The 14,044-nt window shown below is 35.8% G+C and carries 11 protein-coding genes; 8 read left to right on the top strand and 3 right to left on the bottom strand.

All coding sequences use genetic code 11. The features are described from left to right. The first annotated feature begins 413 nt into the window (after nucleotides 1–413). Nucleotides 414–1,505 carry an RNA polymerase sigma factor, RpoD/SigA family gene (locus CYAN10605_RS02520; protein ID WP_015218367.1) on the top strand — a complete coding sequence of 364 codons (1,092 nt, stop codon included), beginning with the start codon at nucleotides 414–416 and terminating at the stop codon, nucleotides 1,503–1,505. A gap of 73 nt (nucleotides 1,506–1,578) precedes the next feature. Beyond that, on the top strand, nucleotides 1,579–1,836 hold the full coding sequence (locus CYAN10605_RS02515) for a type II toxin-antitoxin system HicA family toxin (RefSeq protein WP_015218366.1): 258 nt from the start codon (nucleotides 1,579–1,581) through the stop codon (nucleotides 1,834–1,836). A gap of 108 nt (nucleotides 1,837–1,944) precedes the next feature. Here the strand turns inward: CYAN10605_RS02515 and CYAN10605_RS02510 are convergent, their stop codons facing one another. Both CYAN10605_RS02510 and CYAN10605_RS02505 read right to left on the bottom strand, forming a co-directional pair. Further along, nucleotides 1,945–2,124: a hypothetical protein gene (locus tag CYAN10605_RS02510; protein ID WP_015218365.1), complete on the bottom strand. Its 180-nt coding sequence runs from the start codon at nucleotides 2,122–2,124 to the stop codon at nucleotides 1,945–1,947. Nucleotides 2,125–2,126: 2 nt separating this feature from the next. Further along, nucleotides 2,127–2,468, bottom strand: a complete 342-nt coding sequence (locus tag CYAN10605_RS02505; RefSeq protein ID WP_015218364.1) for a hypothetical protein — start codon at nucleotides 2,466–2,468, stop codon at nucleotides 2,127–2,129. Nucleotides 2,469–2,603: 135 nt separating this feature from the next. Here CYAN10605_RS02505 and CYAN10605_RS02500 point away from each other — a divergent pair, with 135 nt between their 5' ends. Continuing rightward, entirely contained in the window at nucleotides 2,604–3,482 is an 879-nt protein-coding gene (locus CYAN10605_RS02500; RefSeq protein ID WP_015218363.1) for a cold-shock protein, read from the top strand. 183 nt (nucleotides 3,483–3,665) lie between these two features. Here CYAN10605_RS02500 and gltB read toward each other — a convergent pair whose 3' ends face one another. Further along, nucleotides 3,666–8,324: a glutamate synthase large subunit gene (gltB, locus tag CYAN10605_RS02495; RefSeq protein WP_015218362.1), complete on the bottom strand. Its 4,659-nt coding sequence runs from the start codon at nucleotides 8,322–8,324 to the stop codon at nucleotides 3,666–3,668. Nucleotides 8,325–8,588: 264 nt separating this feature from the next. Here gltB and CYAN10605_RS02490 point away from each other — a divergent pair, with 264 nt between their 5' ends. From CYAN10605_RS02490 to CYAN10605_RS02470, 5 genes are all read left to right on the top strand, one after another. Beyond that, nucleotides 8,589–9,728 (top strand): hypothetical protein, encoded by a 1,140-nt coding sequence (locus tag CYAN10605_RS02490; RefSeq protein ID WP_015218361.1) that lies wholly within the window; start codon nucleotides 8,589–8,591, stop codon nucleotides 9,726–9,728. A gap of 1 nt (nucleotide 9,729) precedes the next feature. Continuing rightward, nucleotides 9,730–10,581, top strand: a complete 852-nt coding sequence (locus CYAN10605_RS02485) for a DNA adenine methylase (RefSeq protein ID WP_015218360.1) — start codon at nucleotides 9,730–9,732, stop codon at nucleotides 10,579–10,581. Between the two features lie 287 nt (nucleotides 10,582–10,868). Continuing rightward, nucleotides 10,869–11,597, top strand: coding sequence for an SDR family oxidoreductase (locus tag CYAN10605_RS02480; protein ID WP_015218359.1), 729 nt, complete (start codon nucleotides 10,869–10,871; stop codon nucleotides 11,595–11,597). A gap of 280 nt (nucleotides 11,598–11,877) precedes the next feature. Continuing rightward, a complete protein-coding gene (gene folE, locus CYAN10605_RS02475) occupies nucleotides 11,878–12,597 on the top strand; it encodes a GTP cyclohydrolase I FolE (protein WP_015218358.1) in 720 nt (239 codons plus the stop codon). 283 nt (nucleotides 12,598–12,880) lie between these two features. Beyond that, complete coding sequence (locus tag CYAN10605_RS02470; RefSeq protein WP_015218357.1) at nucleotides 12,881–13,906, top strand: daunorubicin resistance protein DrrA family ABC transporter ATP-binding protein; 1,026 nt, start codon at nucleotides 12,881–12,883, stop codon at nucleotides 13,904–13,906. Nucleotides 13,907–14,044 lie beyond the last annotated feature (138 nt).

Raw genomic sequence — 14,044 nt, 5'->3', positions numbered from 1 at the left:
ACAACTGAAATAATCAATCAGAATAATACTTACCCTGAAAAATGAAGATATTAATAATATATTAAATCTAATAAATACCCAAGAAAAATGAATATGAACATGGATAATGTAAATTCTTAACAAGATATTATCGTGAATATCTTATTTAAATTAATTAAATGATTAGTTTATTTTTGAAGAGAATTATTATTACAAAATATTAAGTTTTAAGAAAACCTTAAGAAAATATACAATCTCCCGTCTAATTGTAGTCAAAAAGGACTTTTTTTAGGTAAATTAGAATCTATAGATCTGTTATTATCATTGACTAAATATTTTTGGTATTAACCATCACAAAATAACTCGTAAAAAAGTGATTTAGTTAACATCATGGTGATAGCAAATTGATCAGTGCGAAAAAGAGGAGTTATCAAATGAATCGAACCAGCAGTACTGTAGATTATCAGAATGGGTTAGTAAACGAACCTCTTGACGAGGATTTGCACCAAGTTATAGCTCATTTTTCGGTCATAGAAGATGATAGTGGAACGAAATCTCGGAGACAAAAAACAAAAATTGAGGATTCGATCGGCTCATTTTTTAAAGAAATGGCTCGTTATCCTCTTTTAAGTGCCGAAGAAGAAGTGAATCTTGCCTATGCCGTCAAATTTCTGAGCGACTGTGAGGAAAAGCAACAGGAATTACATCGTCAATTGGAAAGAACTCCTAGTAAAATGGAATTAGCCAAAGCAATGGGGCTAGAAAGTGAGCGACAGTTGGACAATCGCCTTTATAAAGGAAGAACAGCAAAAAGAAAAATGATTCGCTCTAATTTGCGTCTAGTCGTCTCAATTGCTAAACGGTATCTAAATCGAGGAGTACCATTTTTAGATTTAATTCAGGAAGGGGCAATTGGCTTAAATCGTGCGGCCGAAAAATTTGATCCAAACAAAGGCTATAAATTTTCTACCTATGCCTATTGGTGGATCAGACAAGCGATTACCAGAACTATCGCTAATGATTCTCGTACCATAAGACTTCCCATTCATATCGTTGAAAAACTCAATAAACTAAAAAAAGCCCAGCGAATACTTAAACAAGATTTGCAACGTCAACCGACGGAAAAAGAGTTAGCGGAAGAAATGGGTATTACGCGTCAGGCGTTACATCAATTATTACAGTTGAAAAGACAGTCTTTATCTTTAAATCATCGTGTGGGCAAAGGTGAAGATACGGAACTGATGGAATTATTGGAAGATACTAATCTCCTTTTACCCGAAGACAAAATGAATGAAGCGATGATGCACCAAGAAATTGTGTCTGTGTTGAGTGATGTTTTAAGTGAAAGAGAGAAAGAAGTAATTGTTTTGCGTTATGGTTTAGCTAGTTCTAAAGCTCACACTTTAGAAGAAGTCGGTAAGATTTTTGATTTATCTCGGGAAAGAGTCAGACAAATTCAAACTAAAGCTATGCGTAAATTAAGAAGACCACAAGTTGCAAGAAGATTAAAAGGATGGCTTTCTTAATCGAAAATTATCGAAAATTGTAATATTTTTTCCTCCTAAATATAGGGGGATTTTTTTTATACAATTTAAAATTGTGGCTTATGGTTGTCGATCAATTTTCCTTTCCATAGTAGATGCGATCGCACTTACAGTTTCAGGGAAGAAATTATCTACAATAGTGCAAAAATATGACTGGGTTTTAAAGCGTGTTAAAGGTAGTCATCATATTTTTGACAAAGAAGGATTAGAGACAACTTTATCAATACCGATTCATAGCAATAAAGATCCGAAAATTGGTACTCTTAAAGCTATTTTAAAACAAGCTAATTTAACTGAAGATGATTTGTTTTAATTATTTACTGAAAAACGGTCGCATCCTAATTTTTAAATTTTCGATGTAATCTAAATTATAGTTTATCTTTTAAGGGATTAAGGGATTCCATCGCATCTCCTCAAATTATTAGCTTAAAACCTTGTTTAAATATTGTTTACGTTGATTACGATTTTCTTGCTCTAAAAGTGCGATCGCCTCATCTAATTCTAATCCTGCTAATTCCATTTCCCAACAAGCACGACGAGCTTTTTTTAGAGTTTCGGCAATTTTTTCAGGATTTGGAATTTTTGGTTCTTGATTATTCATAATTATAAGTTCCAATCTGTTTTAATTTCTTTTATACTTTGCTCTAAGGCTGGAATTTTGACTTCACTACTGACAATAGCTTGATGAATAAATTGTAGCAAAGAGCTTGAGATTTCTGGTTGAGATTCAGCAATATGTATTTGTAAATTAGACAATTTAGTAAAACGAGTTCTTGCTTGTTCGCTTATTTCGGTTAATTGTTCTAAACTATCGTAAGTATCCAAATTCTCACCAAAACGCTGTAATAACAAAAACTCTACTTTTTTTGCTTCGTTCAAAATGTCTAACAATTTATCTTTAAGATGATTGATTATTCGTTTATTTTCTGGAGATAAATCAGCCATTATTTATCATACTTTTAAAGGACTTAAAAATTCTTATACATATAAGATGCGATCGCATAATATTAGGGTATAGTTATATGAGATATAGTATCATAATAATATCCAGTAAGTGAGCTTATAGAATAGGTTTTGTTTATGGCAATAGACTTTGGCAGTGTCAAAAGCTACAATTCAAATAGAGGATTTGGATTTATTACTGGTCGTTTTTTAAATCCCCATAGAAGAGTTTTTTTTCATATTAAGAAAATTAAAGCAAAACATCCTGAAATTGCTGAGAAATTGGACAATGAGGAGAATTTTCAAGGACTAAATTTATGGTATGAAATTGAACAGACTCAAAAAGGGGAACAAGTTAAGGAGTGTTGGCTACATAAGGATGAGATACCCGAAAATCATGTCAGTGAATTATCTGATTTAATCGGAAAAGTAGAAAATATCTGGAAAAACATAGACTCATCAAAACCTAGTTGGCTTGATATTGTCACAATAGAGTTAGTTGGAACTAATCGCAAAGATGAATTAAGTCTTCAAAGAAATAACTTAGAGAATCAACGGAGGGAGGCGGGGGAAAGAAAACGCAAAGATGTTGAGGTTGAACGCTTAAGACAAATAGAACTTCAAAGAGAAAGAGAACGTCAAGAAGTTGAACGTCAAAAACAGATTCGGGTTGATAAAGAGAATGAAGTTAGAAAGCTAAGTGCGAAATACTCTTTGAGTATTGATGAAGCTGAGGAGTTATATCTATTATTAGAAGAAATGCGTCCCAAAAATTTTACACATAGTAAACAGCTTTCAATGTATATTGTAAAACAGAAACTGGGTTATAAGTACAAAAATATATCGGGTATTTTGACAATGCAAGATGGAGGAAATGAATGGGATTTTCACGGAGGATTCCCACCAAAAATTTATAGCAATATTTGTAAAGAACTCGGATTAGATAACCAACATACAAAGGCTAGACCTATCGATTTTAGATCATTTAAGGATGTTTCGCCAACAGATAAATTCTAATAGACATCTCCAGAAACTATCATTTTACAACGACAGAATAAGGGTTGTAATCCGATTTTTAGGAATTGTTGGAGATGTCTAATATGCTCTTAAACTTTTGAGGGATATAAGTTTTAGTTTTTGCCAAAGGGGGAAGTTCGGTTATTAAACAGTCTCCCCCTTTTTAGGAGAGATTTAGGGGGATTAACTTCCGCCGACACGGGCTACATCTTGGGCGTTGGCTTCAAACGCCGCATTTAACGCTTCATCACCGCTTAATCCAGAATTAATTGCCTCTTTTAATGCTTCTAAAACTCGCTTGTAATCACGAGGCATTACTTTGACAAATTTACTGATATTTTCCTCCCAATTATCGAGAACTTTTTGGGCTTTTTTACTATTAGTAAATTGTTGATGTTTGACAATTAATTGTTTTAATTCGGCAATTTCTGAAGCATCCTCAAGGGTTTCTAAACCAACCATCTCCGTATTGCAGTGGGTAGCAAAATCCCCCGTTTCATCGAGGATATAGGCGACACCGCCACTCATTCCTGCGGCAAAGTTACGCCCCGTTTTACCGATGATAACCACTTTACCACCTGTCATGTATTCGCAACCATGATCGCCCACTCCTTCCACAACGGTAGTTACACCTGAGTTACGGACACAGAAGCGCTCTCCTGCAACCCCTGAAATATAGGCTTCGCCACTGGTTGCACCATACAAGGCTACGTTACCGACAATGATATTCTCATCCGCTTCAAAAGTAGCTTTTTTGTCGGGATAAACGATGATTTTACCACCGCTTAAGCCTTTGCCGATATAGTCGTTAGCGTCTCCTTCTAATTCAAGGGTAACTCCTTTGGGTACAAATGCACCTAAACTTTGTCCTGCACTACCAACGAAATGCAAATGCACGGTATCTTCGGGTAAGCCTTCCCAATGTTTTTTGGTAATCTCGTTACCTAAGATTGTGCCGACTACACGGTTAATGTTTTTAATGGGTAAGGTGGCTTTTACTTTTTCGCCATGCTCGATCGCACCTTTGCATAAATCTAGTAAAGTAGTCATATCGAGGGATTGATCTAAACCGTGATCCTGTTTTATGGTACAGTGACGGGGCATATTTGGATCAACTTTGGGTTGATGGAGAATAGGAGAAATATCAATACCTTTCGCTTTCCAATGCTCGATCGCACCTTTGGGATTTAAGACATCAGTACGTCCTACCATCTCATTCACCGTGCGGAAGCCTAACTCTGCCATGATTTCCCGCATTTCTTGGGCGATAAATTTCATGAAATTGACAGTATAAGCAGGATCACCCGTAAATTTAGCACGAAGTTCGGGGTTTTGGGTAGCTACCCCCACAGGGCAAGTATTCAAATGACACACACGCATCATGATACATCCCAAAGTAACTAAGGGAGCGGTTGAAAAGCCGTATTCCTCAGCACCTAACAGAGTTGCGATCGCAATGTCTCGCCCTGTTTTCATTTGCCCATCGGTTTCTACCACAATACGACTGCGGAGGTTATTTAATAACAAGGTTTGGTGAGTTTCCGCTAATCCCAATTCCCACGGTAGTCCTGCGTGTTTAATAGATGTGCGAGGAGAAGCACCTGTGCCTCCGTCATAACCAGAGATTAACACAACATCCGCTTTGGCTTTGGCAACCCCTGCTGCGATCGTACCTACCCCTACTTCTGACACTAATTTTACATTAATACGGGCGTTGCGGTTAGCGTTTTTCAAGTCATGGATTAACTCCGCTAAGTCTTCAATGGAGTAAATATCATGGTGAGGAGGAGGAGAAATTAAGCCCACTCCGGGGGTAGAATAACGTACCTTCGCAATCCAAGGATAGACTTTTTTACCCGGTAATTGCCCACCTTCACCCGGTTTTGCACCCTGCGCCATTTTAATTTGTATCTCTTTAGCTTGGGATAAGTAAAGACTGGTGACACCAAAACGCCCACTAGCTACCTGTTTGATAGCACTATTTTTCGAGTCTCCTTGCTCATTAGTCCAAGTATAGCGCTGGGGGTCTTCCCCTCCTTCCCCTGTATTAGATTTACCGCCAATGCGATTCATGGCAATAGCGAGAGACTCATGGGCTTCTTTGGAAATTGAACCGTAACTCATCGCCCCTGTTTTAAAGCGCTTCATGATGTTTTCGATAGGCTCAACTTCTTCAATAGGTATGGATTCCCGTTGTTTAAACTCCAATAAGTCACGCAAACGGAAGAATTGCTTACCATGATCGTTGATCATCTGGGAGTATTTTTTGTATAATTCGTAATCTCCCTGTTGCACTGCCTGTTGTAAGGTGTGAATGGTTTGAGGGTTAAATAAATGTGCCTCGCCGTCTTTACGCCATTGATATTCCCCTCCTGCATCAAGGGTATGCCCGTTAACTTGTCTGTCAGGGAAAGCATGACTATGACGCATGATGGTTTCTTGGGCAATCACGTCTAAACCAATGCCTTGCAAACGGGATGCTGTCCATGTAAAATACTTATCAATGAGATCTTGATTAAGTCCGATCGCCTCGAAGATTTGCGCCCCTCGATAGCTTTGGATGGTAGAAATACCAATTTTAGAGGCAATTTTAATGATGCCTTTGGTGACTGCTTTGATATAATTTTTACAAGCGGTTTTATGGTCAACATCGGTGACTAACCCTTGTTTAATCATATCTTTAAAGGTTTCAAGGGCAAGGTAAGGATTGATCGCACCGCAACCATAACCTAATAATACAGCAAAATGATGGACTTCTTTGGGTTCGCCTGATTCAAGGATGATACCCACTTGAGTCCTTGTGCCTTTACGAATGAGATGATGATGTAAGCCAGATACGGCTAATAGGGCAGGTATGGGAGCGTTGTAAAAATTTACATCTCGATCGCTCAAAATAATATGGGTGCATCCCCTTTCAATGGCTTGATCTACCTCCTCAAAAATGCTCTCTAAGGTGCTTTCTAGCCCTTTTACCCCTGATTTGGGGTCAAATAAAATTGAACAGGTGTGAGCTTTAAATCCGTGATTATCATTGGCTTTGGTGATGGGAGGATTTAAGGCAGGGTTGTCGAAATGATGGATACTAGGACAATCTAGGCTTTTGAGAATTGCTAATTCTTCATTGGTAAGAATGGGAGTTTTGAGGGCGATGAGATGACAACTTTCGGGAGTAGGCTCTAATAAGTTACCTTCTTTACCGATGGTTGTTTCCGCAGAGGTGATAATTGCTTCTCTGATGGGGTCAATGGGGGGATTTGTCACCTGAGCAAACAGTTGTTTAAAGTAATCATACAACAATTTGGGGCGATCGCTCAATACTGCTAACGGCGTATCGATACCCATTGCACCAATCGATTCTACTCCATCTTTACCCATAGGGGCGAGGAGCATTCTTAAGTCTTCAAAAGTATAACCAAAGGTTTGTTGTAAGGCGATCAGATCTTTATCATACAGGCTGGAAGCCTGTTTCACAGAAGGGGTTGGTAATTCTTCTAGTCTATATAAGTGATCATCTAACCATTGTTGATAGGGATGTTGATTGATAATGGGTGCTTTTACTTCCTCGTCTGGCACGATGCGCCCTGCTTCCATATCCACTAAGAACATTTGTCCGGGTTGCAGTCTGCCTTTACTTTCTACTCTTTCAGGTTCGATGGGCAATACCCCCGCTTCCGATGCCATGATGACTAATCCATCTTTAGTAACAGTATAGCGAGAAGGACGTAAGCCGTTGCGATCGAGGATCGCGCCTATTTGTTTCCCGTCTGTAAATGCGATGGAAGCTGGGCCATCCCAAGGTTCCATTAAGCAAGAATGGTATTGATAAAAGGCTTTTTTCTCCTCACTCATAGACTCATGGCCACTCCAAGGCTCAGGAATCATCATCATTACCCCATGAGAGAGACTACGCCCACTTAATACCAACATTTCTAAGGCATTATCAAAAATTAAAGAATCACTACCATTGAGGTTAATTACAGGCTGAAGTTTCGCCATATCATCTCCAAATAAATCGGATTTAAACAGGGATTGACGCGCGTGCATCCAGTTAATGTTGCCTCTAAGGGTGTTTATTTCGCCGTTATGGGTGATGTAGCGGTAAGGGTGAGCGCGATCCCAACTGGGGAAAGTATTGGTGCTAAAACGAGAGTGTACAAGGGCTAGAGCAGTTTCTAACTCAGGATTACTCAAGTCTAAATAGTATTTTCCCACTTGCTCAGGGCGCAACATTCCCTTATAAACGATGGTTCTGCTGGAAAGGGTAGCAGGATACCAATACTCATCAACTTTTGTTGCTTTAATGGCATTATGAGAGCGTTTGCGAATTACATATAATTTGCGTTCAAATACTAGATTATCAGTAATTGTGGGATTTTTAGCGATAAATACCTGTTGCATAAAAGGCTCACAATTCAAGGCACTTTTACCCAAATCTGAGTTATCCGTAGGCACGTCACGCCATCCTAAGACTTTTTGTCCTTCTTCTGCCACAACCTGCTCAAATATTTTTCTGGCTTTATTTCTTGCTTCTTTGTCGGGAGATGCAAAAATCATACCTACGGCATAATCTCCCATAGGAGGTAATTCTATGCCCAATTTTTGGGCTTCTTTACGCATAAAACCATCGGGTAACTGCATTAAAATTCCTGCACCATCCCCTGTATTCGGTTCTGCACCACAACCGCCTCTATGATCTAAATTAATCAAAATAGTCAATGCCTGACCTACTATTTCATGAGATTTCTTCCCATATTTATTGACAACAAAACCGACACCACAGGCATCATGTTCGTTTTGAGGATCGTATAATCCTTGTTTTTTGGGGATGTGATTATTGACCATAATTTCTTCCTAAAATGTAGAGTTTAACTAGCTAAAAATCTAAAGAAATTCTTAAGCATAGCCCTTTTTTCTCTTTGCTTTATTAACTAAACATTATAGAAAGATTTATCAATTACCTCACTTTTTTTGTCAAAAATTTAATATAAGATTAAGTTTTTTAAAGTTTATCGGGTTTAATTATTAAAGAGTTGATCACATTTGTAATAATAGACAATCAAATATATAGAATACGCATTCAATTTTGTTTTGCATCAAAAAAAATTTATGAATAATATTTTAAAATTTAAAGGTGTGATTAAAAATGTTATTTATAATCCTCGCTTAATTCAAAGTTTAAAACTTTATAGTTTTCAAGAATTTAATATTAATATTTGTGACGGTTTTGGATTAATTCAATTAGAAGATAAAAATATAGCTTATTCTAAATGGGTATCTCCGAAACGTACGAGAAGTTATCCTTTTGCGAGAATGTATAATACTTACAGTCAATCAAAGGTGATAACTATTATTCCGATAATTAAAGATGAAGGAAAAGATGGTGATTTAGACAAAATAGGATTTACGACATTTTGTTGGATGAATTTGTTAAATATTTATATTATTTTAGGCTATTACGAAGACGCAGAAAAAAGTCAAAAAAAAGGCCAAATTTCAAAAGATAAATTATCAGAACAAAAATTTAATAATAATTTTATTAAGCAACAAATAGAAAAAATATTTAACTATAAACAAAGTGCTTTACATTGGAACAAAAATTTATTTGAAAATGAATTTATAAATATTTTCAATTTAGCATTAAATTGTTACAAAAAGATAGAAAATAAGACAGGTGTTAAAATACATAATCAAGATAGATTAAGAGAATATTTAAAAGATATTCAAACAGATTTTGAGGAATTTAAGAATATTTCTTTAAAATTTTCACAACAAGCAATTAATAGAGAAATACAAACTGAACATAATTTAGAGTATTTAGTTGATGGATGCAAAGGAGTTTTCGAGATTGAAAATGATTTAGGAGGAATTTATCATCTTACTGCTGATGAAATTATTATTGATAAACAAAATTATATTATTCAAGAATCAAAAAATTCATCAAAAAAATGTTTACCGTCATTAGATGATATACAAGATGGATTATTTAAACTGATTTTATATTCTAATTTAGATCATCTCTATTTAGAAGATCAAGAATTACAGTTTAGTTGTCGATTAAAATTGACAGGTAATAACATTAAAGAGGAAATTTTATTATCAGAATCTACAGAAAGTCAGGAATTAGAAAAGTTTATCGAAAATAATATTTTTATATTGACTAATCAAGAAGTAGGTATAATTTATAAGCTATTGCTAGAAGTAAAACGAAATAAAAAGTTAAATATACTAATTACAAATAATGGTTAAAATGATTAAAAGTCCATTACGTTATCCAGGGGGAAAAAGTCGAGCAATTGATTATCTTTGCCAACACCTACCTGATGATTTTAGTGAATATAGAGAGCCAATGGTGGGAGGTGGATCAATGTTTATTTATTTAAAACAAAAAAACCCCGGTTTAAAAATTTGGATTAATGACTTAAATCCAGAATTGTATTTGTTTTGGAAAATTGCTCAATCTGATTTAGTTAATTTAGTTAATGAGATAAAAAAATGTAAAGAAAATTATCAAGATGGAAAACAACTTTTTCGAGAATTGACGACTGTTAATATAGAGAATTTAACAGACTTAGAAAGAGCAACGAGATTTTTTATTTTAAATAGAATTACTTTTTCTGGTACTGTAGAATCTGGCGGATTTTCTCAAGGTGCTTTTGAAAAAAGATTTACTGATTCTTCGATCGAACGTTTAGAATTGTTAGAGCAGATTTTAAAAGATATTACTATAACTAATTTAGATTTTGAGAATGTGATTAAAGATAATAGTAATAATGCTTTTCTATTTCTTGATCCACCTTATTATAATAATGCAAAATCAAAATTATACGGAAAAAAAGGTAATCTACATTCAGAATTTAATCATAAAAAATTTATTAACATTATAAAAAAATGTCAACATAAGTGGCTAATTACTTATGATAATTGTAAGTTTATCAAAGATAATTTTGTGGAGTATTATCTTCAAGAATGGGAGTTACAATACGGAATGAACAATTATAAAAAATCTTCTGTACCGAAAGGAAAAGAACTATTAATAATGAATTATTTACCTTCTATTCAAGATAAACAAAATCAACAATTAACACTTAATTTTTATTAATCAGGAAATTTATGAACTTAATTTAAGAGTTATGATTAACGAATCTTGAATGTCTATGGTTAAATTTCATTAATTAGCATAGATTTATACCAATGCTTTAGGGGCTTGAGATAAAAAAAAATAAATAATTAACTCAGAAATAAGTTATGTCAACTCAATAGTGTTATAATTGCCATTGGTGATTTTGGCAAATAAGTCGTAATTCATCTTTAATATTTTCAACTACTTGCTAAAGAGGGAATAACCTAATTTAGCCGTTAAAAATATCTAGTAAACGCAATAATATCATGGAAAATGCCCCGAACCGACTTAGAGCGATCATTACTGGTGCTAGTAGTGGTATCGGCAAAGCCACAACTCTAGCATTTGCGTCATCAGGAATAGATCTTTGTTTAGTCAGTCGTGATCAAGCAAAATTGCAACAAGTCGCAGATCTAGCTTCTGAATACGGGGGGCAGGTCAAAATAGTGTCCACTGATTTGGCAAATTTATCAACGGTGCAAACTGTCATTAAGGCTATTGCTGAAGATTTTGGCCCCATAGACATTTTGGTTAATAATGCGGGAATGGGTTATACCAATTTGTTAAAAGATACTTCTTTGGAAGACTGGCAAAAGGTTTTAGATTTAAACTTGACCAGTGTTTTTCAATGTGTCATGGGGATATTGCCTTCTATGAGAGAAAGAGGCAAAGGTACGATCGTTAATGTAGCTTCGATCGCAGCTTCTAATTTCTTTCCCGAATGGGGACTTTATTCTGTGAGTAAATCAGCCTTAGTAACTTTTGGCGAATGTCTTGCTATTGAAGAAAGAGCCAATGGTATCAGGGTAACGACTATCTCCCCGGGAGCAGTTAATACTCCTATTTGGGAGACGGAAACAGTACAAGCCTATTTCGACAAATCGGCGATGCTAACTCCAGAAACAGTGGCTCAAACTATTTTACACACTGTCTTGTTGCCTCAAGGCGCCGTAGTAGAAAAGTTAACCATTGCACCTAGTGGCGGTTCTTTATAAACTCGTTGACTATCAACTTAATTTTATTCGTCTGAATGTTTTTATTCTTACTGAGGTTTGACCTTCATTCTCAAACAAAACCAATCAGGATTGATGACAAATTCTTCCCATAATCTACCAATATACAAGATGACAAAATTAGAACTCAAGGGATAGTTGACCTTGATTTTTTAGATTATACTTATCTTGACGGTTAAGCATGGCTAAGAATTTAGGAATTAACATTCAAATTCATTTACTTTTACTTTTGCACTAATATCAATTTTTCCTAACTTAAACTATGACAGAATTTTCTAACAACTCCAACTCCAAGAATGTACCTAACAATCATGATTCCATCACCACTGAAACATATAATAATGTAGCCAGTCGCCCCGATCGCAACACTCATAATGGCAAAGAAGCCCAAATTCATGAGGCAAAAGAAGAAAACAAAATACAAATGATGGATGCGGTACGCAATATTTTGGACGCAGTAGGAGAAGACCCAGAAAGAGAAGGGCTTTTAAAAACCCCAAAAAGAGTTGCTGAAGCAATGCAATTTTTAACTCAGGGTTATAACCAATCTTTGGAAAAACTTGTTAACGGTGCTATTTTTGATGAAGGTCATAATGAAATGGTCTTGGTCAGAGATATTGATTTTTTCAGCCTTTGCGAACATCATATGTTACCTTTTATGGGACGGGCTCATGTTGCTTATATTCCTAATCAAAAAGTAGTAGGTTTAAGCAAATTAGCGAGAATCGTGGAAATGTACTCCCGCAGATTGCAAGTACAAGAACGTTTAACCCGTCAAATTGCTGAGGCAATCCAAACTATTCTCGATCCTCAAGGGGTAGCAGTAGTTATGGAAGCAACCCATATGTGTATGGTAATGCGTGGTGTACAAAAACCGGGTTCTTGGACTGTTACCAGTGCGATGATTGGAGAATTTCAGGATAATGACAAAACTCGTCAGGAGTTTCTCGACTTGATTCGTCATAAACCTAGTTTCCTCTAATTACTAATTTTAAGGTTTCAGGTTGTAGGTGTTAGGTTTGAGTTTAGAATGCTCAAACCCTATTAACCTGAGTTCGATATACAATTGTCGGTTAAGGTAGGCAAGAGGCAAAAGTGAATAATTAATAACTTTCAACTCTTAACTCTGAACTCTGAAACCTGAACCCGTCTTCCCTCCATCTCCTTCTCCCCTGAACTTCTAATTCCCCTCAATGTATTTTGCTGATTTTGCGATAAATATGAGACTATAGTTAAAGATAATGTCAGTCTAATATGGTAGTCAGATGAGTAGTGATGTAATTGTCGTTGAAAAACTGCATAAAAATTACGGACAAGTTCAAGCTATAAAAAATATCTCATTTAGGGTCAAGGCAGGAGAAATTTTTGGTTTACTAGGGCCAAATGGTGCGGGAAAAACCACGACTATTCGTTGTTTAACTACATTGGCTAAACCTGATGGAGGAGAAGTTTTAGTTGGGGGCGTTTCTGCTATTACTCAACCAAAAAAAGTGAGAGAAATTATTGGCTATGTTGCCCAAGAGGTTGCCATTGATAAGGTTTTAACGGGTAGAGAATTATTAAATTTACAGGCTTCTCTTTATCATTTACCTGCTTCTTGTCGGAAGGAAAGAATTGATCAGTTATTACAACTTCTAGGTTTACAGGAATATTGCGATCGCCAATGTGGCACTTATTCTGGGGGAATTAGAAAGAGACTAGATTTAGCCGCAGGTTTATTACATAAGCCGAAGGTGTTAATTTTGGATGAGCCTTCTGTGGGTTTAGATATTGAGAGTCGTATGATTATTTGGGATTTTCTACGACAATTAAAAAAATCTGGTACAAGTGTTTTAATTACCAGTCATTATTTAGAAGAAATAGATGCTTTAGCTGACAGTTTAGCGATTATTGATCAAGGAGAAGTGATTGCCCAAGGCTCTCCTTCTAGCTTAAAAGATCGTTTAGGGGGCGATCGCATCACTTTAAGAATTAGAGAATTTACCCCTGAATCAGAAGTGGAAACAGCAAAAAATCAGTTGTCTTCTTTGCCATTTGTTCAAGAAATTATTATTAATCAAGCTCAGGGCAATTCTTTAAATTTAATTGTCAAACCTCAAAATAATTCTTTGACGACTATTGAAAAAACATTAACAGAAGCTAATTTGCCTATTTTTAGTATCAGTCAATCTCGTCCTAGTTTAGATGATGTTTATCTTGCCGCAACGGGTAGAACTTTGATGGATGCGGAAATAGAGGGTATTAATAAAAGAGATTTAAAAGCAGAAAAAAAACAAGCCATGAGGGGCTAATGGTAGTTGGAGGTTAAAGAAAAAGTAGTGTTAACCTGAGTTCGGGATAAATTTTCATCTATGAATGATGGAGAAAAAAAGGCAAAAGGTAAGAGGCAAGAGGCGAACCCCCCTTTATCCCCCCTCAAGAGGGGGGAG

The organism is Cyanobacterium aponinum PCC 10605 (assembly GCF_000317675.1).
Classification (GTDB): Bacteria; Cyanobacteriota; Cyanobacteriia; order Cyanobacteriales; family Cyanobacteriaceae; genus PCC-10605.
The sequence above is the reverse complement of the archived record's forward strand: the minus strand, read 5'-3'. Positions and strand labels throughout refer to the sequence as shown.